Origin of the sequence: Amycolatopsis benzoatilytica AK 16/65 (assembly GCF_000383915.1) — a bacterium.
Lineage (GTDB): Bacteria > Actinomycetota > Actinomycetes > Mycobacteriales > Pseudonocardiaceae > Amycolatopsis > Amycolatopsis benzoatilytica.
Genome location: NZ_KB912942.1, coordinates 1,051,151 through 1,072,633, shown reverse-complemented (window position 1 = coordinate 1,072,633; position 21,483 = coordinate 1,051,151). Strand labels below are relative to the sequence as shown.

General features: G+C 70.8%; 25 protein-coding genes. 5 read left to right on the top strand and 20 right to left on the bottom strand.

What is annotated here, in order from left to right:
- Positions 1-114: 114 nt before the first annotated feature.
- Entirely contained in the window at positions 115-717 is a 603-nt protein-coding gene (locus AMYBE_RS0105040) for a hypothetical protein (RefSeq protein WP_020658253.1), read from the bottom strand.
- 148 nt (positions 718-865) lie between these two features.
- Between AMYBE_RS0105040 and AMYBE_RS0105035 the strand changes: the two genes are divergently transcribed.
- Positions 866-1,753: a LysR family transcriptional regulator gene (locus AMYBE_RS0105035; RefSeq protein ID WP_020658252.1), complete on the top strand. Its 888-nt coding sequence runs from the start codon at positions 866-868 to the stop codon at positions 1,751-1,753.
- A 21-nt stretch (positions 1,754-1,774) separates the two neighbouring features.
- Here AMYBE_RS0105035 and AMYBE_RS0105030 read toward each other — a convergent pair whose 3' ends face one another.
- The 16 genes from AMYBE_RS0105030 to AMYBE_RS0104955 form a co-directional block, all read right to left on the bottom strand.
- A complete protein-coding gene (locus tag AMYBE_RS0105030) occupies positions 1,775-2,350 on the bottom strand; it encodes a dihydrofolate reductase family protein (RefSeq protein ID WP_020658251.1) in 576 nt (191 codons plus the stop codon).
- 208 nt (positions 2,351-2,558) lie between these two features.
- Positions 2,559-3,668: an FAD-dependent monooxygenase gene (locus AMYBE_RS0105025; RefSeq protein ID WP_020658250.1), complete on the bottom strand. Its 1,110-nt coding sequence runs from the start codon at positions 3,666-3,668 to the stop codon at positions 2,559-2,561.
- A 12-nt stretch (positions 3,669-3,680) separates the two neighbouring features.
- Positions 3,681-4,580: an MBL fold metallo-hydrolase gene (locus AMYBE_RS0105020; protein WP_020658249.1), complete on the bottom strand. Its 900-nt coding sequence runs from the start codon at positions 4,578-4,580 to the stop codon at positions 3,681-3,683.
- Complete coding sequence (locus AMYBE_RS0105015; RefSeq protein ID WP_020658248.1) at positions 4,577-5,965, bottom strand: MFS transporter; 1,389 nt, start codon at positions 5,963-5,965, stop codon at positions 4,577-4,579. The genes AMYBE_RS0105020 and AMYBE_RS0105015 overlap by 4 nt, the downstream gene beginning before the upstream one ends.
- Positions 5,966-6,008: 43 nt before the next feature.
- Positions 6,009-6,599 carry a dienelactone hydrolase family protein gene (locus tag AMYBE_RS0105010; protein ID WP_027927387.1) on the bottom strand — a complete coding sequence of 197 codons (591 nt, stop codon included), beginning with the start codon at positions 6,597-6,599 and terminating at the stop codon, positions 6,009-6,011.
- Between the two features lie 12 nt (positions 6,600-6,611).
- A complete protein-coding gene (locus tag AMYBE_RS0105005) occupies positions 6,612-8,240 on the bottom strand; it encodes a thiamine pyrophosphate-binding protein (protein WP_020658247.1) in 1,629 nt (542 codons plus the stop codon).
- Positions 8,241-8,253: 13 nt separating this feature from the next.
- Entirely contained in the window at positions 8,254-9,042 is a 789-nt protein-coding gene (locus AMYBE_RS0105000) for an SDR family oxidoreductase (protein WP_020658246.1), read from the bottom strand.
- Positions 9,043-9,053: 11 nt separating this feature from the next.
- Positions 9,054-9,794 carry a 3-oxoacyl-ACP reductase family protein gene (locus AMYBE_RS0104995; protein ID WP_020658245.1) on the bottom strand — a complete coding sequence of 247 codons (741 nt, stop codon included), beginning with the start codon at positions 9,792-9,794 and terminating at the stop codon, positions 9,054-9,056.
- Positions 9,791-10,585: an alpha/beta fold hydrolase gene (locus AMYBE_RS0104990; protein ID WP_020658244.1), complete on the bottom strand. Its 795-nt coding sequence runs from the start codon at positions 10,583-10,585 to the stop codon at positions 9,791-9,793. Before AMYBE_RS0104990 ends, AMYBE_RS0104995 begins: the two co-directional genes overlap by 4 nt.
- Positions 10,582-11,361, bottom strand: coding sequence for an aspartate dehydrogenase domain-containing protein (locus tag AMYBE_RS0104985; RefSeq protein ID WP_245573156.1), 780 nt, complete (start codon positions 11,359-11,361; stop codon positions 10,582-10,584). Before AMYBE_RS0104985 ends, AMYBE_RS0104990 begins: the two co-directional genes overlap by 4 nt.
- Entirely contained in the window at positions 11,358-12,284 is a 927-nt protein-coding gene (locus tag AMYBE_RS0104980; RefSeq protein WP_020658242.1) for a VOC family protein, read from the bottom strand. The genes AMYBE_RS0104985 and AMYBE_RS0104980 overlap by 4 nt, the downstream gene beginning before the upstream one ends.
- Positions 12,285-12,307: 23 nt before the next feature.
- A complete protein-coding gene (locus AMYBE_RS0104975; RefSeq protein WP_020658241.1) occupies positions 12,308-13,366 on the bottom strand; it encodes an aromatic ring-hydroxylating oxygenase subunit alpha in 1,059 nt (352 codons plus the stop codon).
- A complete protein-coding gene (locus AMYBE_RS0104970; RefSeq protein ID WP_020658240.1) occupies positions 13,366-13,590 on the bottom strand; it encodes a recombinase-like helix-turn-helix domain-containing protein in 225 nt (74 codons plus the stop codon). The genes AMYBE_RS0104975 and AMYBE_RS0104970 overlap by 1 nt, the downstream gene beginning before the upstream one ends.
- Before the next feature lie 53 nt (positions 13,591-13,643).
- Positions 13,644-13,892, bottom strand: coding sequence for a hypothetical protein (locus tag AMYBE_RS0104965; protein ID WP_020658239.1), 249 nt, complete (start codon positions 13,890-13,892; stop codon positions 13,644-13,646).
- Between the two features lie 9 nt (positions 13,893-13,901).
- Positions 13,902-14,840 carry a PDR/VanB family oxidoreductase gene (locus tag AMYBE_RS0104960; protein WP_027927385.1) on the bottom strand — a complete coding sequence of 313 codons (939 nt, stop codon included), beginning with the start codon at positions 14,838-14,840 and terminating at the stop codon, positions 13,902-13,904.
- 20 nt (positions 14,841-14,860) lie between these two features.
- Positions 14,861-15,379: a cupin domain-containing protein gene (locus AMYBE_RS0104955; RefSeq protein WP_020658237.1), complete on the bottom strand. Its 519-nt coding sequence runs from the start codon at positions 15,377-15,379 to the stop codon at positions 14,861-14,863.
- A 227-nt stretch (positions 15,380-15,606) separates the two neighbouring features.
- Between AMYBE_RS0104955 and AMYBE_RS0104950 the strand changes: the two genes are divergently transcribed.
- Positions 15,607-17,091 (top strand): aldehyde dehydrogenase, encoded by a 1,485-nt coding sequence (locus tag AMYBE_RS0104950; protein WP_020658236.1) that lies wholly within the window; start codon positions 15,607-15,609, stop codon positions 17,089-17,091.
- A gap of 275 nt (positions 17,092-17,366) precedes the next feature.
- Here AMYBE_RS0104950 and AMYBE_RS0104940 read toward each other — a convergent pair whose 3' ends face one another.
- Complete coding sequence (locus AMYBE_RS0104940) at positions 17,367-17,885, bottom strand: MarR family winged helix-turn-helix transcriptional regulator (RefSeq protein WP_020658234.1); 519 nt, start codon at positions 17,883-17,885, stop codon at positions 17,367-17,369.
- Positions 17,886-17,986: 101 nt separating this feature from the next.
- Between AMYBE_RS0104940 and AMYBE_RS0104935 the strand changes: the two genes are divergently transcribed.
- Entirely contained in the window at positions 17,987-18,427 is a 441-nt protein-coding gene (locus AMYBE_RS0104935) for a VOC family protein (RefSeq protein ID WP_020658233.1), read from the top strand.
- Here the strand turns inward: AMYBE_RS0104935 and AMYBE_RS0104930 are convergent.
- Positions 18,420-19,568, bottom strand: coding sequence for an alpha/beta hydrolase family protein (locus tag AMYBE_RS0104930; RefSeq protein WP_020658232.1), 1,149 nt, complete (start codon positions 19,566-19,568; stop codon positions 18,420-18,422). The two genes, AMYBE_RS0104935 and AMYBE_RS0104930, sit on opposite strands and share 8 nt — an antisense overlap.
- A 105-nt stretch (positions 19,569-19,673) precedes the next feature.
- On the opposite strand from AMYBE_RS0104930, the gene AMYBE_RS0104925 reads away from it, so the two are divergent.
- Complete coding sequence (locus AMYBE_RS0104925; RefSeq protein WP_020658231.1) at positions 19,674-20,270, top strand: TetR/AcrR family transcriptional regulator; 597 nt, start codon at positions 19,674-19,676, stop codon at positions 20,268-20,270.
- On the opposite strand, the gene AMYBE_RS0104920 is transcribed toward AMYBE_RS0104925, so the two are convergent.
- The gene (locus AMYBE_RS0104920; RefSeq protein ID WP_020658230.1) at positions 20,271-20,765 is read right to left on the bottom strand and encodes an FBP domain-containing protein; all 495 of its coding nucleotides are present in this window, start codon (positions 20,763-20,765) and stop codon (positions 20,271-20,273) included.
- 68 nt (positions 20,766-20,833) lie between these two features.
- Here AMYBE_RS0104920 and AMYBE_RS0104915 point away from each other — a divergent pair, with 68 nt between their 5' ends.
- On the top strand, positions 20,834-21,439 hold the full coding sequence (locus tag AMYBE_RS0104915) for a TetR/AcrR family transcriptional regulator (protein ID WP_020658229.1): 606 nt from the start codon (positions 20,834-20,836) through the stop codon (positions 21,437-21,439).
- Positions 21,440-21,483: the final 44 nt, after the last annotated feature.

Here is a 21,483-nt window from a genome sequence, read left to right as displayed (position 1 = left end):
TCGGCCGGGGTCCGCGGGCGTTTCATCGAGACCAGCACCGCGTGGTCCTGCGCCAGCCGCTCAGCGACCGCGGCGCCGAGACCGTGCCGGCCGCGCCGGTGACCATCGCAACGCTCACGGGAGGACCTTCTCGATTTCCGGGGCGAGCAGCTCGGCCGCGCGGGCGGCGGTGATCACGTCCGACGGGTCCGGCTTGGTGATCTCGCGGGACGCGAAGTCTTCGTACACGTGCTCGCCGATCAACCGGCCGCGCTCGTCGTAGGGCCAGTGGAACGCGAGCGTGCGCTTGAGCAGGTACATCTCCTGCGGGCCGGTGCCGACCGGCACCGAGCCGAAGACCGTTTCGCCGCCCAGCATCGCCTCGGGCACGAACTCGAAGAACTCGACCTCGCCGGAGAACCCGTTGTCGTTCACGGAAATGTCCTGCTGGTGCACCCACATCACCAGCGCGTTCGCGTCGACCAGCGACTGGTAGAACGCCTTGATCTGGGCCATCCCGTCGAGGATCGTCGACGTCCCGCCCTCGTGGAGGCGATAGTGCGGCTCTTCCACCGTCATGTCCGGTGCCAGCAGCTCCTCGTACCGGCCGGACACCTCCAGCAGGGCATGGCGACGGTAGTTCTTCAGGATCGCGCGCCGCCGCGGGTTGTCGATCTCGGCGATCTGCTTCTCCAGGCTGGCGAACATGTGCTGGAAGTCGTGCTCGTAACGGCTCACCGGTGCTCCTCGTCGAGTCGGTTCAGGGGTCTCCATCGTTGGCCGGAGCACCGCCGCCAGGCCATGACAAAGGCGCGCGAGCATCTGAACGAATCGGTTAACCGCGCAGGTCAGCACGGTAGGCTCGGCCGCGGCGAGAGGAGCGGCCGTGGATCTCAACCTGCATCTGGTGCGCTATCTCGTCGCGGTGGCCGACGAAGGGCATTTCGGCCGCGCGGCGGAACGGCTGTTCGTGAGCGCGCCCGCGCTGAGCCAGCAGATCCGCAAACTGGAACGCAGCCTCGGTGCGGAACTGCTCGACCGCACCGCGCATCCGGTGCGCCCGACAGCTGCGGGAGGGCTGTTTCTCGCCGAAGCGCGCGAGGCGCTGGCCGCCGCGGACCGAGCTGTGGCCGCGGTCGAGTCCTACCGCCGGGAACTCGCCGTAAGCCTGCGCATCGGCTTCATGAACGCCACCGGGCCGCACCTGCGGCGGCTCACCGACCGGCTGCGCCGCGAAATCCCCAGCCTGTCCGTCGAACTGGTCGAGCTGGCCTGGTCGCGGCAGGCGTCCGCGGTCCGCGAGGGCGCGGTCGACGCCGCCATGGTCCGGCCGCCGGTCACCGATCTCGCCGGCCTCCGGCTGGACCTCGTCCACCGCGAAGCGCGGATCGTCGCGGTGCCGGTCACGCATCGCCTCGCGAGCCGGGAGGCGGTCCGGCTCCGCGACCTCGACGGCGAACCCCACCTCACCGCCGACGACGCCGACCCGGCCTGGGTGCGCTGGTGGGCTTGCGACCCGCGGCCGAGCGGGGTTCCGGTCCGCTACGGACCGTCCGTGCGCACGCTGGACGAAATGCTCGAAGCCGTCGCCGGCGGGCAGGGCATCGTGATCACCGGAAGCTTCGTGGCGGAGGGATACCGCCACCCCGAGGTGGCGTTCGTTCCGGTCTCCGACGTCGAACCGTGCCCGGTGTCGCTGTGCACCCGCGCCGACGACACCTCGACGCTCGTGGCCGCGCTCCGCGAAGCCGCCCAGCCGGGCCCTTCCGCCTGACCGGGCCGCGGAGTTTCCCGGTCAGCGGACGAACTCGAAGATCTGCTTCTGGATCCCGTTGCGGTACGCCTCGCTCTCGACGAGCTTCAGCGGCTGCTTGTCTTTGTCCGTCTCGCTGAACAGCCGCTTGCCCGCGCCCAGCAGGACCGGGAAGACGAGCAGGTGCAGCCTGTCGACGAGGCCGGCGTCGGTGAGTGCGCGCACCAGAGTCGCGGAGCCGTTGACGATGATCGGGCCGCCCTCGGTCTCCTTCAGCGCGGCGACGTCTTCGAGCGAGCGCAGGATCGTTGTCTCGCCCCAGTTCGTGACGAGGTCCTCGTCGCGCAGGGTGGTGGACACGACGTACTTCGGCATCACTTTGTAGTGCGGGAACTCCTCGGTCATGTCCGGCCACACCGGCGAGAACGCCTCGTAGCTGACGCGGCCGAGCAGCAGCGCGCCGGCTTCTTCCTGCTCGGCGCCCTTGAGCGCGTAGGCGGCCGGGTCGAACTCGATGTCCTTGAAGGTCCAGCCGGCGTTGCGGTAGCCGGCCTCGCCGCCGGGAGCCTCGACGACGCCGTCGAGTGAGACGAACGCGGTGGCGATGAGGGTGCGCATGGGATCAGCTCCTGGTTTTTCCGATGGTGCCTGTTTCACCTACGCGTCGAACGGGCGGCGGCGGATCAGACACGCGCGACCACACCAGTCAGTGACCTGCATCACATTCACTGTCCGGCGGGTCGCGCCGCGAGGGGCCCCTTGCCGGAATCGGATTCCGGCAAGGGGCCCTTCACGGACATCGGGCGCTGCACCTGGGGCGATGCCGTTACACCGCGGCGTGCCAAGCGTCGTACCCGTACAGCGCGTCCGCCGCGGCCGAGCTCGTTCCGCTTTGTTTGAGCCAGCTGTTGCCCCGCGACCCGAGCTGCACCTCTCGGGTCCGGTCCAGCCGCGCTGCCTGGTACGCCTTCAGCGCGACCTCCGGTTCCGGGTACGCGGCCAGTGCCCGGGCCAGCACCACCGCGTCCTCGATGGCCATGCCCGCACCCTGCGCCATGAACGGCATCATCGGGTGGCACGCGTCGCCGAGCAGCGTCGTCGTGCCGGACGACCAGGCCGGCAGCGGATCGCGGACGTACAGCGCCGATTGCAGCACGGAATCGCACGCCGCCAGCAGCGCTCGCGCCTCCGGATGGAATCCGCGGTACGCCTCCCGCAGTTCGGCGACGTCACCGGGAGTCGTCCACGATTCGTGCCGCCACTGGCTCTGCCGGGTGGTGGCGAAGACGAACACGTCGTTGCCGCGGTTCAGCGGAAAGGTCACCAGCTGGGTGTCCGGGTCCGGACCCCACCACTTGGTGAAGCAGTCCAGGTTCGGCACGTCCACCGCGCCCGCGGGCAGCACCGCGCGGTACGCGACGACGCCGGTGAACTCCGGGTGTTCCGCACCGAAGAGCGAGGTGCGCACGGCGCTGTGGATGCCGTCCGCGCCCACGAGCACGTCCGCGGCGACAGTGCCGGACTCGAACGACAGGCCCTCGGCCGAAATCCCGGCCAGCTTGTGTCCTAAGTGGACGACACCGTCCGGGAGCGCGCCGGCCAGCGCGCCGAGCAGATCCGCGCGGTGCATGGTCAGCTGCGGCGAGCCGTAGCGGCGTTCGGCTTCGTCGCCCATCGGCAGCCGCGACGTTTCCTCGCCGGTGTCCCAGGTGCGGCTGATCCGGTACTTCGGCCGCGCGGCGGTCGCGCGCAGTTCGTCGCCGATGCCGAGGCCGTCGAGCGCGCGGACCGCGTTGGGGGTCAGGTTGATGTCCGCGCCGACCCTGCCGAATCCGGCGGCCTGTTCGTACACCGCCGGAGAGAAGCCGAGTTTCCGGAGGGCGACGGCGGCGGCCAGTCCGCCGATTCCGCCGCCCGCGATCGCGATTTCGGGCACTGCGAGACTCCTTCAGTTCCCGACCGTGAGGTCGAGCAGGTCATGGCCCACCACGACGGGGCCGGAATAGTGCGGACGGACCCGGCTGAGCCAGCCCTCGTCGCTGAGCTTGGCCGGATCGGCCGGGCCGAGGTGCGACAGCGCGACCTGGCGGGCGCCCGCCGCGGCGGCGACCCGCCCGACGTCCGCCGGGGAAGTGTGCGAAGCAGCCAAGAACTCCAGCAGCCGCGGCGAATAGCCGATGCTGCGATAGAAATCCGGCTCCATCGCCTCATGGACGAGCAGGTCGGCGTCCGCGGCCAGCTCGCCGACCGCGTCGCTGCGGGCGGTGTCGCCGGAGAACGCGACCACGCCGTCTTCGGTCTCGAACCGGTAGCCCAGCGCCAGCCGCAGCGGTGGATGCGGGACGGCTCGGGCGGTCACGCGCACTCGGTCGTCTTCGTGCACCACGAGTTCCGCGCCGGGCGCCACCTCGAGATCGCGGGCGTGGATCAGCCCGGCCAGCGGCGGCCGGGAGCTGGTCCGCTGCCGCACCGCGACGTCCTGGCCGAATGCGGTCAGGCAGCCCGCCACCAGCGCCTCGGTGCCGGCGGCGGGCGGGCCCGGGTCGGTCGGGTCCGGGCCGGGGCCGTAGACCCGGACCGGGTCGACGATCCCCTCGTTGGCCGGGCCCCAGCCGAGCAGGAACAACGTGAACAGCTCGGCCACGTGGTCGGAATGCAGGTGCGTCACGAACACCGCGGACAAGTCCCGCAACGACAGGCCGGCCGAGACGTACTTGCCGAGCGTCCGGTAGCCCGCGTCGACCAGGTACGCGCGCCCGCCGACCACCACCGCGTTCGCGCAGCCCTGCCGGCCCGGCGCCGGGTACGGCCCGGCCGCCGTGCCGAGCAGGACCACGCGAGTCGTCACGGAGAGACCTCTTCGAGCGTGCGGCCCTTGGTCTCCTCGGCGAACAGCCCGGCGACCAGCGCGCCGACGAGACAGATCCCGCCCAGCACCAGGAACACCGAACCGAGCCCGCTGCCGCCCGCGTACAGCGCGCCGACCAGGATCGGGCCGAGGATCAGGCCGAGCCGGTTCAGCACGCCGCCGAGGCTGACGCCCAGCGCACGGCTGCGGGTCGGGTACAACTCCGGCGTGTACAGGTACAGGCACACGTTCACGGCGAAGTTGAACATCGCCGCGAGCGACGACCACACCAGCAGCTGCATCGGGGTCCCGGCGCCGAGCGCTCCCAGCACCACCAGCATCGCCGTGGTGCCGCCCAATCCGCCGGCCAGCACGAACCGGCGGCCCAGCTTGTCCACGACCAGCGCGGCGATCAGGCAGCCGACCAGGCCCGCCACCGAGGTGGCCGTGCTGTACCAGAGCGCCTTGCCGATCGACAGGTGGAACGAGCCCTTGTACAGCGTCGGCAGCCAGGAGGTGATGCCGTAGTTCGCGAGATAGCCGACGAACCAGATCGCCCAGACCACCAAGGTGCGCCGCCGGTAGCGGCCGGCGAACAGGTCGCGCACCGAGCTTCGCTTGGCCGGCGTGGCGACCGCCGCGGCCGAGGCGGATTCGGACAGAGCGGGCGCGGGCAGCGGGTGCCCGACGGATTCCTCGACCCGGCGTTCGATCAGCGCCATCGAACGCTCGGCCTTGTCGAGGTGACCGTGCGAGGCGAGCCAGCGCGGCGACTCGGGGATCCGCATCTGCAGCAGCACCGCGGCGAGACCGGGGACGGCGGCCAGCAGGTACAGCGGACGCCAGCCCCAATGCGGGATGACCCATGCCGCGACCAGCGCGCCGACCGCGAGGCCGGCTGGGAAGACGATCTCGTACATCAGCACGAACCGGCCGCGGCGCCGTGCCCGGCTGATCTCCGCGATGTAGGCGGCCGCGGTCGGCACTTCGCCGCCGATCGCGAGGCCCTGCACGAAGCGCAGGATCAGGAACGGCAGCAGCGCGGTGCACAGCGTCATCGACAAGCTGCACAGCGCGGTGAGCGCGACGCACAGGGTGATCACCTTGACGCGGCCGATCCGGTCGGCCGCCCAGCCGGACGCGAGCGCGCCGAGCAGCATGCCGATCGAACCGATGGTCAGGGTGGCGGTGGCGTCGGCGGGCGTCATGTGCCATTCGCGGCTGATCACCGGCAGCGTGTAGGCGATCAGCAGCTGGTCGAACGCCTCGAAGAACGTCACGATGCCGATGATCAGGCGGATGGAGATCTGCCAGCGCGACATCGGCAGCCGTTCCAGCCGGGCGGCGATGTCCCGCTGGAGCACCTCGGGGGTGGCGATACTCATGGGCCCTCCTTGGAGCCGGAGCGTAGTTCGAGCGTAGAGGGGGTCAGCGGGACGGCGGCAGATCCGGGAGATGCGCGTCCAGGAAACGGACCAGGTCGTCCAGCGCGGACGGCCAGGCGGGCAGCACGAGCCGGTCCGGCGCGTGCGGGTCGAATTCGGACGTTCCAGGCCACGGTGGCGGCTGGGGTCCCACGGCCGCGGCTGCGGTCCCGCCGGCGAGCTCGGCGAGAGCGGCGGCGGCGCCGAATCCGACGGCGGCCACGCGGTGGCGCGGCAGCCCGAGACGGCGGTCGAGGTAGTCGAACGCGCCGGCGAGATCGGCTTCGAGATCGGCCGGCCCGAGCGCGGCGAACGCGGCGTCGGCCCGCTCCGGGCTGAAGGTGCGGCCGCCGGTCTCGTAGTAGAACAGCGGCGCGACGGTCAGGTAACCGCAGCTCGCGAGCGTGCGGCAACAGTGTTCGACGGAGTCGTCGAGCCCGGGCGCGCCGTGCAGCACCAGCACCGCACCGCGGACGCGGCCGGACGGATGCCGCACCAGCAGCGGCGCGGACGTCCGCAGCACCCGGCGGCGGCGGTTCGCGGGGCCGTGCCCGTGCTGGTGGTGGACTTCGGCAGCTTCGATGGTGCCTCCCACGTCAGTTCTCCCTCAGCTCTCCGGGACCGGCACCGGCGGCACGAACGGCCGCGGAGCGGCGGGCAGCGCGGTCACGTCCACCTCGATCACGAACGGACCGTGCTGCGCGACCGCTTTCGCCAGCGCGTCAGCGAACTGGCCGGGCTTCGACACCAGTGCGTGCGGCAGGTCGAGCGATTGCGCGAGCCGGGCGAAATCCGGGGTGAACAGATCGACGCCGGCGCGCTGGCCGCGATGGTGGTCCTGCATGTTGCGCAGGACGCCGTAGCCGCCGTCGTTGAAGACGATCAGCGCGAGCCATGGCCGTTCCTGCGCCAGCGTGCACAGCTCGCCGAGGTGCACGGCAAGGCCGCCGTCGCCGACCATCACCGCGGTCGGCGCGTCCGGCGTCGCGAGCGCGGCGCCGATGCCGGTGGCGAGACCCTGTCCGATGCCGCCGCCGACGGGGAAGAGGTTGGTGCGCGGCTGGTGGATGTCCAGCAAGCGGTTGCCCCACTGGCTGGACGGGATCGTCACGTCGCGGGCGATCACGGACTCGGCGGGCAGCCCTTCGCGCAGCGCGGCACAGATTTCCGCGTACGGTCCGATGGCCTCGTTCAGCTTGGCCCGCACGGTTTCCCGGGTCTCGACGACGCGCTCGCGCCACCCGTTCTCGGTGTTGACGTCCACAGTGGACAGCTGGCGAAGCACCTCCGCCGCGTCGCCGCGCACGCCGACGGCGGCCGGGTAGACGCGGCCCAGCGCGGCCGGGTCGACGTCGATCTGGACGTGGTTCGCGGGCAGCGGCAGGTGGTAGTGCTTGGTCTCGTTCGAGCGGAAGTGCGTGCCGATCGAGATCAGCAGGTCGGCCTCCGCCAGCACCGCCGCGGCCGACTCGTGCGCCGCGAAGTTCCCGATGACCAGTTCGTGATCCTCCGGCACGGTGCCGCGACCGGAGTTGCTGGTGAACACCGCGGCACTGAACCGTTCCGCGAGCGCGCGCACCTCGTCGCGCGCGCCGGTCGCCCCTCCTCCAAGCCACAGCACCGGACGGCGCGCCACTGCGAGCAGTTCCGCGGCCGCGGCGATGGACTTGGCGTTGGGCGCGGGAATGGAAGCGGGCTGTTCGGCCTTGCCAGCACCGAATTCATGCCGCGCGTACTGCAGATCGATCGGCCACTCGACGCTGGCCGGGCCGCTGGGCACCGACAACGCCTGCCGGATCGCCTCGCGAAGCGTGTCTTCCGCGTTCTCCACCGATGTGACGGTGGCCGCGTACTTCGACACCGCCTTGAGCATGCCGAGCTGATCGCGCGTTTCGTGGATGACGCCCCGGCCGCTGCCCAGGAATTCCGAGTCGATCTGGCCGGTGACGTGCAGGACGCGGCTGCCCGCGGTGAGCGCTTCGACCAGCGAACCGGCCGCGTTTCCGGCACCGGTTCCGGTGCTGGTGATCGCGACGCCGAGGCCGCCGCCGGCCCGGGCGTACCCGTCGGCGGCGTTCACCGCGGCCGCCTCGTGCCGCACCGGCACGAACCGCAGATGCTGCGAAACCGCTTCCACCAGCGGCAGATTGTGCACGCTCACCACCCCGAAGGCGGTGTCCACACCGGCTTCGGACAGCAGGCGCACCAGAAGTTCGCCACCGTGGCCGTGATTCATGGGTCCGTCCCTTCTAGACATAACGGGCGATGCCGCCGCCGACGTCGATCGTCGCGCCGGTCACGTAGGAGGCACGCGGCGAAAGCAGCGTGACGATGGGGAAAGCGACCTCGTCGGCGGTGCCGAGCCGGCCGAGCGGGATGCCGCGGTCGGCGGCGAGTTCCGCGGACCAGTCCGGATAGGACAGTCCGCCGCCGGAAGCCTCGTAGCGCCGCCGCCACTGTCCGGTGTCGATCAGGCCGAGGCAGACGGAGTTGACGCGGACGCCGTCCTCGGCCAGTTCGGTCGCGAGCGTGGTGGACAGGTTGAGCAACGCCGCGCGCGCCGCCGAGGTCGCGGCGAGCCGGGGTTCCGGCTGCCGGGCGAGGATCGCGTTCACGTTCACCACCGCCGGGTTCTCCGCCGCGCGCAGCCAAGGCAAGGCGGCGCGAACCACGTGCAGGACGGCGAAAATCTTCAGGTGCAGTTCGTCGCGCCACTGGTCGTCGGTGGTATCCGCGAGCCGCGCCATCAACGACCGGCCCGCGTTGTTCACCACTCCGGCCAGGCCGCCGAGTTCGCGGGCGGCATCGGCGACGAACGCGGCCACCTGCGTCTCGTCCAGCACGTCGCAGGACGCGGTGTACAGCCGGGAGCCCTCGGCGCGCGGCAGATCGGCGAGCGCCTTCTCCAGCCGGACGCCGTCGCGAGCGCAAGCGGCGACGTGCGCGCCCTCGGCGAGCAGCGCGGCGGCGGTCGCCAGGCCGACCCCGGAGCTGGCCCCGGTGACCAGCACCGCGCGGCCCTTCAATCCCAAGTCCACGGGTATTCCCTTCAGCTGCAGACGAATCCGCCGTCGACCACGAGGGTCTGGCCGGTGATGTAGGCGGCCGCGTCGGACAGCAGGAACGCCACCGAACCGACCACGTCCTCAGGCTGCTGCGGCCGGGTCAGGGCCCGGTTCAGCGCGTACAGGTCGTGCCGTTCCTGCGGGATCCCGGAAGTCGCTTCGACCTCCGTCAGACCCGGTGCGACCGCGTTGACGGTCACGCCGTCCGGACCGCCGTCGCGCGCCATCGCGCGGGTCATCGCGATCACCGCGCCCTTGGAGGCGACGTACTGGACCAGCCGAGGCGAGCCGTACAGCGCGGCATCGGAGGCGAGGTTCACGATGCGGCCACCAGTCTGCGCGAGCTGCGGATACAGCGCGCGGGAAACCAGCCATGGGCCACGCGCGTTGACTGTCATCAGCGTGTCCCACGCTTCGATGTCCAGCTCCGCGAAGTGCTTGCCACCGACGCCGTCCGCCATCGCCGCGTTGTTCACCAGGCCGTGCAGCGGCCCGATCCGGGCGACCGCGTCTGCCAGTGCGGCAACGGAATCCGGGTCCGCGACGTCGGTGTCGACGCGATGCGTCTCGACGCCTTCCGCGCGCAGCCGCGCCACCCCGTCGGCCGCGCGGTCCGGCGACCGTTCGGCGACGACGACCCGGCCGCCCTGGCGGCCGATCTCGCGGGCGATCGCCCAGCCGAGCCCGCGGCCGGCACCGGTGACGACGTAAAGCCGGTCCTTCATCGCGACACCTCCACCGCTGCGTCCACTTCGGACAGAAAGCTCAGTACTTCGGCGGAGAATCGGCGCGGATGCTCCTGGTTCGCGGCGTGCCCGCCGGGCAGCACCGCGAGCCGCGCACCCGGAATGGACGCGGCCAGCCGTCGCGCCTCGGCGACTCCGGTGACCTGGTCCTGTTCGCCGACGAGCACCAGCGTGGGCACGGAAATCCGGGACAGCCGCGGGCCGTGGTCGGTTTCGGCCATCGATTCCGCTGCCGAGGCGTACCCGGCCAACCGGACTCCCGCCATGATCTTCTCGACGCGTCGCGCCACCTCGGGATCCGAGTCCCGGGCTACCAGCCGCGGTGCGCGACGCCGCGCGAATTCCGCCGCGCCCAGCCGGTTCAGCTCGCTCGGCCGGGCACGCATCAGCGCGGCGCGCTCCGAGTCGACGCCGGACCCGCGGGTCGAATCGGCCAGCACCAGCGACCGCACGGCCTCCGGATATTCCAGCGCGACCCGAGTGGCGATCACCCCGCCCCACGAGACGCCGACCAGATGCGCCGGGCTGGCGGTCAACGCGGTCAGCACACGGCCGACGAGCGCCGCGTATCCGGCCATGCCAAGCGGCTTCGCCGGATCTTCGGAACCGCCGTAGCCCGGCGCGTCCCAAACCAGTACCCGGTGCTTCAGCGCGAGACCGGCCAGCTGCGCGTCGAACGATTCGCTTGAGCCGCCGATGCCGTGCAGCAGCAAGACCGGGCTGCCGTCTCCGGCGGTCCTGATCCGGACTCCGTCCACAGTGGTCGTCATCGGAACACCGCCCTCGGCGCGGCCAGCGCTTCCAGCGCGGACAGCACTGCGAACGGGACGACCTGGCTCGACGTCGGCGTCTGCGGCGACGGACGGTTGCGGATCTCGAACCGGTACTCGCCCGCCGGGCCGGAAGCGGTGATCACGTGCGAAGTCAGCGGCGCGGCCGGATCGGCGAGCACTGCCGCCTCCACCACGTCCCAGTCCCGCACTGCCAATGCCACCGATGCGGCCACGTTCGCCGACTTCGGGAACGCCGCGGTGATCTCGCGCGCCGGTCCGCGCCGCAGCTCGACCGGTGCCGTCGCCTGGCGCAGCGCCTCGGCTTCCGCGTCCGACATCCACGGCTGGACCAGCGAGGCCGCCTTCTTCGTGGTCTCGATGACCACGCGGTCGAAGGACCCGAGCAGCGCCGCCGAACGCAGCAGGTCCAGCCCGCCGATCGCACCAGTCGACAAATGGACCGCGCCCGGCCCCGAGGCAAGCAGCTTCTCCAGCAACCCTTCCGCGGCCAGCGCGCCGACCGAGACCACCAGCAGGTCACAGCCCGCGGACAGCACCTGCGGCCCAGCCTCGGCCAGCGCCCGCTGGCCCGCCGCCTCGACCACCAGGTCCGAAGTGGACAGCAGCTCCGACAGCGCGCACATCGGCAGTCCGGCCGGAGACTGCGCCGGATCCACTACTCCGGACAGTTCCGCACCCGGTACTTTTCCGTCGCGCAGCGCCTCGGCGACCACCCCGCCGATCGAGCCCGCGCCCAGCACTCCTACCTTCACGACTGCCACCACGCCGTGTAGCCCGGGTCCGGCACACCGCGCATGTGCGAGCGGACGTCCTTCGACGGCGGACCGGCGGTGCCCCACAGGTCGGACAGCTCCGGCGTGCGCCGCCACACCCGGCACAGCCAGGCGTCTTCCTCGACCTGCGCGACCTCGGAGGTGTACTCGCACACCAGCCCGGCCGGGTCGGCGAAGTAGCTGAAGGTGTTGCTGCCCGGACCGTGCCGGCCCGGCCCCCACAGCGGCGTCACGCCGTTGTGCTTCAGCCGGCCGATGCCGCGCATGAAGTGGTCGATCGAGTTCATCTCGTAGGCGATGTGGTTCACCGAGGCGAATTCGGCCTGGTTGAACGCGATCACGTGGTGGTCGGCGTTGCAGCGCAGGAACGCCATCTGGTGTTCGGACCAGTCGGAGATCCGCATTCCCAGCACCCGCGTGTAGAACTCGCAGGCGGTGTCGATGTCCACCGTGTTGAGCACGACATGGGCGAGCTTCCGCGGCACAGCGGCGCGGCCGTACGGATCGCCTGGGACGACCGCCTCCACGTCGGCGGACAGCTCGACCAAGCGGCCCTCCGGATCGGCGAAACGCAGGCCGTACCCACCGCCGACCTGATCGAGCTTGCCCGGTTCGGTGACCAGACCGACGCCGTGCGCGGCCAGCCGGGCGGCGGCCGCGTCGACCTCGCGCGGGCTGCCGACCGCGAACGCGATCTTGCCCAGCGCGTTCTGGTCGGCTTGTTCGAGCTGGAGCACGTGGTGCTCGTCGCTGGAACCGCGCAGCCACACCGCGCCACGGTCGGCTTCGACCTGCTGCAGCCCCCAGACTTCGCGGTAGAACTCGCCAGAATCGGCGCATTGCGTCGAGCGCAGCGTCACCGCGCGCAGGGCGCGGAGCCGTGCGATGGGTTCGGCGGACATGGGGCCTCCTGAGACGGGACGGGTCAGCGGGTCGGGGCGGGCACCGGCGAGGCCGGTGCCGGCGCGGCGGCCGGAGCGGCGAGCGCGGCGGCCTGACGGCGGGCTTCGGAACGCAGCAGGCGGCGCATCCGGACCAGCGCGACGTCGTGCTGGTACAGGTTTTCGCGGTCCCACGCGTCGAGCGGCATCGCCTCGGCCATCTCGCGGTCCTGCTCCAGCACCGCCCAGTGCCGGGCTTCGAGCCGGTTGCGGTAGAGCACCCGCCAGCTGTCACGTTCCCAGCCGGAAACCTTGCGGCAGCGCCAGAAGAACGCGGCATGCTGCGTTTCGTTGATCGCGCACAGCGCGGCGACGATGGTGAACGCGCCGCCCGGACCGGCGGTGTCCGGATACGGGATGTCGAGCGTGACCCACTGCGCGCCGGCGTCGGTGAGCTGGACCCAGTCGAAGTTCACGCCGCGCTGGTCGGTCTTCTCGAAGACGAACCCGTCGTCGACGGCGCGGATCTGGAACACCGCTTCCCGCTTGCCGCCGAACATGGTGTGGCTGTTGCGGTGCAGGAACGCGCCGTGCATCGGGTCGAGCAGATTGTCCAGGGAGTAGCCGTACGGAGCGTCCCATTCGACGTAGCAGAGGAAGTTGTCCCACTCGCCGCCCGCGATCGGGTCCGGCACCCGCAGCGGCGCCGGCTCGGCTTCCTCGTCCAGGCCGAACCAGGCGAACACCGCACCGGCGTGCTCCTCGGCCGGGAAAGTCCGCAGCGCGCGGCGGCCTTCCAGGGCACATCCGGGGCTGCCGGGCACGGACACGACGACGCCTTCGCCGTCGACCTGTACGCCGTGGTAGTTGCAGGCGACCCGGTCGCCCATGTGCACGCCGAGCGAAAGGCGTGCGCCGCGGTGCGGGCAGCGGTCTTCCTGGACGTGCACCACGCCGGCCGAGTCGCGCCACAGCAGCAGCTGCTCGCCGGCCCGGTCGATGCGGGTCAGCTGGCCGCGCTTCACTTCGGTCGAGGGACACAGCGGGTACCAGCGGTCGCGCAGGCCCAGCGCCAGCAGTTCGTCAGCGGTCCTGGTCGCCATCACGCCTCCTCTCCGGCCAGCCGAGCCAGTTCGGCGGCAAAGGTGGATTCGGTCCAGTCGGCGCCGTTCGCCGGGCGCAGGCCGCCGGTGTTGAGTGCGGAAACCACGCCGGCCAGGTCGTGCACGCCCCGGCCGTAGGCGGCTTCCAGCTCGTCGGCCAGCGCGTTCTCGTAGCTCGTGGGCGGGGCGGTGCGGCTCTGCACCGGCCGCAGCTGCAGCGGCATCGGCGTTCCCTTCGGTTTCGGGGCGGATCAGTTCGGGTGGGCGGCGGACCAGGTCAGGCAGCCGCGGACGGTGCGAGCGCGGCCCGCCCGGCGGCGGTCAGCACCGCGGGCACCCGCAGCCCGGGCCCGCGCGGTGCGGCGGGTGCCGGAGCGAGCAGGCCGGCCAGCTGGTGCCCGAGCGTCGGGTCGCAGCAGGACAGGCCGTCCACGTAGAGGTGCGGTTCGCGGCTGCACGTCATCTCGACGTGCCCTTCGGCTGCGGCGCGCAGTACGGCGAGCTGCCGGTGGGTGTGTCCGGCCATGGCCGGCTCCTAGAGGTCCAGGACGAGTTCGGCGGACCGGCACCGGGACACGCAGAGCATCATGGTGCCGGTGGCCGCCTTCTCGTCGTCGTCGAGCACGAAATCGCGGTGGTCCGGTTCGCCGGAGAGCACCTTCGTTTCACAGGTTCCGCAGACGCCCTCGCGGCACGAGGTCGGCACCGCGATGCCCACCCGTCCCAGCGCGTCCACAATGGATTCTTCGGCGGCCACCGCGACCCGGGTTCCGGAACCGGCGCACACCACGTCGAATCCGGTCCCCGGCGCGGCCGGCGGTGTCTCGGGCGCCCGGAAGCGCTCGACCCGCAGGGTGGTGTTGCCCGGCAGCGCCGCCTCGACGGCGCGGATCAGCGGCTCGGGGCCGCAGCAGTGCACGACCGTGCCCGAGGCGAGCCCTGCCAGTTTCGCCGCGAGGTCGGGCGGACCGCCGTGCTCGTCGTCGGCGTGCACTTCGAGCCGATCCCCGGCGAGTCCGGAAAGCTCCTCCAGGAAAGCCATCCCGGCCCGTGACCGTCCACAGTAGAGCATGGACCAGGGCCGGTCGCGGCCGGCGAGTTCCCGGGCCATCGCCAAGATCGGGGTGACGCCGATGCCGCCGGCGACGAGCAGGTGCTCCGGCGCGTCGTGCAGCTCGAAGGTGTTGCGCGGACCCTCGACCCGCAGGACGGTCCCCGCGGTGAGCCGCTCGTGCACCCACGCGCTGCCTCCGCGCGACGATTCTTCCCGCAGCACCGCGACCGTCCAGGTGTGCTTGTCGGCCGGGTCGCCGCAGAGGGAGTACTCGCGCACCTGCCCGTTGGGCAGGTGCAAGGAGAGGTGCGCCCCCGGCTCCCAGCCGGGCAGCGGCGACCCGTCCGGGTCGCGCAGCTCGACCTGGGTCACGCGGTCCGCGAGCCAGGTCGTCCGGTGCACCCGCAGCATCGTCGGCATCGTGGTCACCTGTCGGTCGATCAGCGAGTGACGCCGTGCATCGGCGAGGTCGGCGGGTAGGTGGGCAGCTGCGGCTTCTGAGCTCCGATGATGACGCAGAACAGGGCGTCGCCTTCGCCGACGTTGCGCAGGCTGCGCGGCACACCGGCGGGCACCCGGATGAGGTCGCGGTAGCCGAGCACGCGGGTCGCGGTCTTGGTGCCGTCCTCGACGTCGTGCACGGTCACCTCGAGCGTGCCTTCGAGGACGAAGAACGCCTCTTCCACGTCGTGGTGGGTGTGCTCCGGGCCGACCGCGCCGACCGGCAGCCGCATGTTGGAGAACGTGAAGTGCTCCGAGGGAAGCTGGCGCGAGTCGCCGTCGTGGTTGCCGGTCGCGCCGGAACCGATGTAGCGGATCTGCGCCCGGCGGAACTCGTCGCCCTTCGCGGCCGCCTGGAAGCCCAGGGTGTCCCAGTCCTCGTACCGCGTCTCGCGGGACGCGATGCACGAGTCGATCAGCTCCTCGAGGTGCTGGTGCTGCTGTGCGGTGGTGGTCATCGAGGACTCCTCCGAGGTGATGTCTTAGCTCTAAGAGACTTACCGTTAAGGGTTGTACCCCGCGGGGTGTGATCCGGGCAACCCCTTAGTCCTAAAATTCTTTCCGGACGCCGGGCGGATCGATTCAGCCGGACATCCAGCCGGAACGCCTCGTAGCGGTCGGGATCTTGACGAAATCTTAGAGCTAAGGTTTTCTGGCATCCCCTGGTAGTGAGAGGACGTTCGCCATGCAGCCCTTCCCGGTTCCGCCCGACGAGATCCCGGTCGGCGGCGTTTGGCAGCGCGGCCGCGGGTCCGCGTCGCGGTGCGTGGATCCGGCCGACGGTTCCGTTGTCGCTTCGATCCATGCCGCCGATTCCGCACAGGTGGACGCGGCCGCGGCGGCCGGTGCCGCAGCCGCCGCCGATCCGGCGTGGCGGGACCTGCTGCCGCATCAGCGAGCCCGGCTGCTCTGCCGCGTCGCCGACGCGATCGAGGAGCACGCCTCGGAACTCGCGCTGCTGCAGACTCGGAACACCGGGAAGGCGCTAGCCGAAACTTCGGCGCTGGTCGCCAGCGCGGCGGGGACATTCCGTTACTACGCAGCGGCTTTGGAGACCCTCGAAGGCGAACTGCCGCCGCGTCGCGGGCCACACTTGACCATGAGCGTGCACGAGCCGATCGGAGTCATCGGGGCGATCACGCCGTGGAACTCGCCGATCGCCAGCGATGCCCAGAAGATCGCGCCGGCGCTGGCCGCCGGGAACGCGGTGCTGCTGAAGCCGGCGGAAGCCACGCCGCTGGTTTCTCTTGCCCTGGCCCGGTTGGTCCATGCCGCCGGAGTGCCCGCCGGGTTGTTGTCCGTACTGCCCGGGCCCGGATCGGTGGTCGGGGACGCGATCGCCCGGCATCCGAGAGTGGGCAAGCTGGCGTTCACCGGCGGGACCGCGACCGGGCGGGTGCTCGGGCGGATCGCGGCGGAGCGGATCATTCCGGTGACGATGGAACTCGGCGGGAAGTCGCCGACGATCGTGTGCCCCGACGCCGACGCCGAGTCGGCCGTTGCCGGGATTCTGTACGGGATCTTCTCCTCGACCGGACAGAGCTGCATTGCCGGTTCGCGGATCTTCCTGCCTCGGGCCGAGTATTCCGCGTGGTCCCGGCTGCTGACCGAAGGCGCGGGGGCACTCCGGCTGGGACCGGGGACGGACCCCTCGACTCAGGTGGGACCGCTGGCCACTTTCGCACACCGGGACCGGGTGGCGGGAATGGTCGACCGGGCCCGGGACGAAGGAGCGCGAGTTCTGTGCGGAGGCCGGATCCCGGATTCTCCGCGGCTGGCTCAGGGGGCCTATTACTTGCCCACGCTGCTCGCCGGGCTCGCGGTGGACGCGAAGACCTGCCAGGAGGAGATCTTCGGGCCGGTCGGAGTGCTGCTGCCGTACGACGACGAGGAAGACTTGGTGGCGCAGGCCAACGCTACGGCGTTCGGGCTGGCATGCGGGGTGTGGACGGAGGACTACCGGCGGGCGTTGCGGCTCGCTCAGCGAGTCGAGGCCGGGACGGTTTGGGTCAACACGTACAAGCAGTTCAGCATTTCCACGCCGTTCAGCGGGGTCAAGGAAAGCGGACTGGGCTCAGACAAGGGGCGGCTGGCGATTCGCAGCTACCAACGGCAGAAGAGCGTGTATCTGGGGTTGGCCGAGGAGCCGATCGGGTGGGCGTTGCGATGATCGTTGGGGTGATCGTTGGGGTGATCGCTGGGGTGATCGCTGGGGTGATCGCTGGGGAGATCGTTGGGTTGCTCCCGCGCCAGCGAAGTCCGTGAAGGGCCCCCCGAGGGACTTGGATTCCCTCAAAGGGCCCTTCACAGCCGTCAGGCGAGCAGGCGGCAGCGGCGGGTGCGGGGCGGCAGCGGCGAGCAGCGCGCAGATGCGGGTGACGAGCGGCGGCAGCAGCGGGTGCGGGGCGGCAGCGGCGGGTGCGGGGCGGCAGCAGCGAGCGGCAGTCACTCAGCCGATTCGGCGTCGTCCAGCGACTGTTCCAGCTTGGCCAGCAGCTTCGCCAATTGCGCCCGCTCCCCCGGGCTCAACCCGGCCAGCATCCGGTTCTCGTTGGGGAAGTGCTCCTCCACCACCTTGTCCGTCGCGGCCAGTCCCTCGTCCGTCAGCCCGATGAACACGACCCGCCGGTCGTCCTCGTCCCGTTCTCGCCGGACCAGGCCCGCCTGCACCAGTTTGTCCACTCGTTGCGTGATGCCGCCGGTGGTGAGCAGGTTGGTGTCGGCCAGATCCCCGGCGGTGCGCCGGTACGGGGCGCCGCCTCGGCGGAGGGCGGCCAGGATCCCGAAGTCGGCGACGGTGATCCCGTGCCGGGCGAACACGCGGGACAGTTGCCGCTGGTACCGGTCGAACGAGCGGTGCAGGCGGCCGAACACCGCCAGCGGCGACGTGTCCACTTCCGGCACCTCGGCGCGCCACTGCGCGAGCATCTCGTCCACTTCGTCCGGCGCGGTTCGTTTCGCCATGGCCACAGCCCCCTGAAGAAATAGCTTTCGCCTAAGAATAGCACTGCTAAGGGACCACGACGGGCTACTGTGGACGCTCCCGAACAGGAAGGCGGCCGACCATGGCGCTCCGGCGAATGGACAACGTCCTGCTCGTCGTCGAGGATCTCGACGCGGTGATCGCGTTCTTCGTCGAGCTCGGCATGGAGCTGGAGAACCGGGGTCCGCTCGACTGGCGGGGCGCGGAACGGGTCATCGGTTTGGAAGACGTCCGGCAGACGGTCGCGATGCTGCGGGTGCCGGACGGGCCGGGGCGGGTCGAGCTCGCTCAGTTCCAGCAGCCGAAAGCGATTGTCCCGCAGCCGGCGAAGGCACCGGCGAACACGGTGGGACTGCGGCGGATGATGTTCGCCGTCGACGATCTCGACGACACCCTCGACCGGCTGCGCGCGCACGGGGCCGAGCTCGTGGGCACGGTCGAAAACTACGAGAACGTCTTCCGGCTCTGCTACCTGCGCGGGCCCGAGGGCATCGTCGTCGGGCTTGCCGAAGAGCTCAGCTGAGCACCGTGTCCAGCCAGTCGAAGGTGCACTGGTGGAACTGCGCGATCGCGCCCTCGTGGCAGTGTTCGCCGCCGCCTTCGGCTTCGCGGAACAGGATCAGTTCCTTCTCGCAGGTCAGCGCGTCGTAGACGCGTTGCGGCTGACCGGCGAAGAACTGGTCGTTTTCCGCGTCCAGCACCAACGTCGGGCAGGTGATCCGGTCGGCGATGCCTGCCATCGTGTACGCCTCGGCCGCCTGCACCAAGGCCGCGGCGTCGGCGACGCCGAACGTCCACAAGCCGTTGCGGACCGCCCAGCGCACGCCCGGGCTCTGCGCCGTCAGCGGGCCCAGGACCCCGCCGGCGATCGCCTGGAAAGTCTCGTGGACGTCGTAGACCCCGTCGTGCAGCACGCAGGCGGCGATTCGGTGTTCGAACGCGGCGGCCCGCGCGGCGAGGTAGCCGCCCAGACTGGTGCCGATCAGGGCCAGCCGGGTGACGTCGGCTTCGGGCAGAGTGAGCGCGAAATCGACCACCGGAGTCACGACGGCTTCCCAATCCGGACGGAAGTGCAGGCCCTGATCGCGCACGGTCGATCCCTGACCAGGGCCGTCGAAGGCGAGAACGTGGTAACCGCGCCGGAGAGCGCCGGCGGCCAGTGCGAGGTAGTCCTCTTCGAGGGTTGAGTCGTAGCCGCCGTGGTAGAGCACCGTCGGGCGGGGCTCGCCGGAGTCGTCGACCAGGAACAGGTAGCCCGGCAGAGTCGTGTCGCGATACGGGATCCGGACCGCGCGGGCGGGGTGGTCGAGCAGCGCGGCGGCGTCGGCGAAGGTCTGCTGCGACGACTTGGCCAGGCGAGCGGACTCGGCGTCGTTCGCGGGGTCCTCCCGCCGGTAGAAATCCGCGGTCCGGTAGTAGTTCGACGCGCGCAGCAGCGCCTCGCGCGCGCTTATCCGGTGCCCGGCGGCGAGCGCGTCCCGCCCGACCTGCTCGACCCGTGCCGCGGTCGCCGCCCATTCCGCGGACCACGCTTCCTCGTCGCCTTCCGGGATCCGGCGACAGGTGACGAGGACTTCGCCGAGCTCGGCGCCGGAGTAGCTGGCGTATCCGGCGGCGCGCAGGGCTTCGAACGAGAAGGACTCGTCCTCGTAGAGGAACTTCACGACAGTCCCCTTCCTAGTGAAACGGAACGGTTCCGTTCCATTCGTCGCAAGCTAGCACCAGAACCAAACGGAACGCAACCGTTCCGTTGGGGCTAGAATGCGGCGATGGGAACCACGCGGGGAACAGGCAAGACGCTGCAGTCGAGGGTGACGGACGCGATCTCCGACGCGGTCTTCGCCGAACTCGCGGAGTCGGGCTACGCGGGGCTGTCGATGGAAGCGATCGCCCGGCGCGCCGGGGTCGGCAAGGCCGCGCTGTACCGGCGCTGGCCGTCAAAGCTGGAGATGATCACCGAACTGGTTCGGCAGTCGGTCGAACGAACCCTGCCGGTCGTCCCGGACACCGGTTCCCTGCGCTCCGACCTGCGCGAGTATCTCGCCACGCTGCGCGGTCAGCTGTCCGGCCCGACGGTCAACCGGATCGGTCCGGGCCTGCTTGCCGAATCCCGGCGGACCGACGCGTTCGGCGAAGTGCTGCGCCACGACGTCGCCGGGCCGCGCCGGGCAGTAGCGCGCGCGATGCTGCAGTCGGCGATCGATCGCGGCGAGCTGCCCGCCGGGCTGGACTTCGAACTGGCCTCGGACCTGCTGATCGCGCCGCTGGGATTCCGGATCCTGATTACCGCCGACCTCAGCGACGACGCCTACCTCGACGTGCTGACCACCACGATCGAAGCGGCACTGAAAGCCGCCGTCCGCTGATCAGGCGGCGACCTTGTCCAGGAACGCTTCGAGGTTGAGCCGCAGCCGCGCGATCTTGTCTTCGACGGTCATCGCCTCGTCGAACTGCGCGCCCGCAGACTGCTTCCGGCCACGAACGTACAGCGAGCAGGCCAAGTCCGCGCACACATACTGACCCACCGAGTTGCCCCGGCGACCGGCCGCGCCGGTCTTGCGCGCGGTCATCAGCGTCACGCCGCCACCAGTGCGCGTGGTCAGGCACATCGAGCACATGCTGCGCGCGGTGAACCCGCGGGAGCCCGGCGGCGCTACTCGCAGCGAGAGCCCGACGACCTGCCCGTCGCGCTCGGCGACCAGCCAGGCCCGTTCCCGCGCGCCAGGGTCGTGCCAGCCGAGAAAGTCCAGGTCAGACCAGGCGGTCTCGGCGAAGTCGCGGGGCAGGTTCATCCGTGCGGCCTCGCCCTTCGAGGCGTTGATGAACGACGCGCGGAGGACGTGTTCGGCGATCGGTTCCATGCTTCGCACGGCAAGCTTGCCTATAGGTAGATGGCAAATTCTTAAATGTATTAGGTTTGGAGCGGGCGATGGCACGGGCTGGGCTGACCGTCGAGCGGCTGGTCGCAGCGGCGGCGGACATGGCGGACGAGATCGGGTTCGACAACCTGACCGTGTCCGCGGTCGCGCGGCACTTCGGCGTGACCGTCCCGAGCTTGTACGCGCACGTGCGCAATATCGACGAACTGCGAGTCAAGACTGCCCTGCTCGCGCTGGAAGAGATGGCCGACCAGGTCGCCGACGCGATCGCCGGGCGCTCGGGCAAAGACGCGCTCGTCGCATACGCGGGCGCCTACCGCGACTACGCCCGCGCGCATCCCGGGCGCTACACCGCCGCACGGCTCCGGCTGGACTACGAAACCGCCGCGAACAGCGCGGCCGTCCGGCACTCCCGGATGTCCAGGGCACTGCTGCGCGCGTACGGATTGGCGGAGCCGGAGGAGAACCACGCGGTGCGAATGCTTTCCAGCACGTTGCACGGGTTCGTCAGCCTGGAAGCAGCCGGCGCGTTCGACCTTTCCGGCGACGTCGAGGCGTCCTGGCACCGGTCGCTGGACGTGCTGGACTTCGCGCTGGCGAACTGGCCGGGCGAAGAACCTCACCGCGGGAACGTCCCTGCGCGAACCACCGTCTGAGGCGCATGACCACTCCTCCCCGACTCCGCACACTCGCCGTCGCG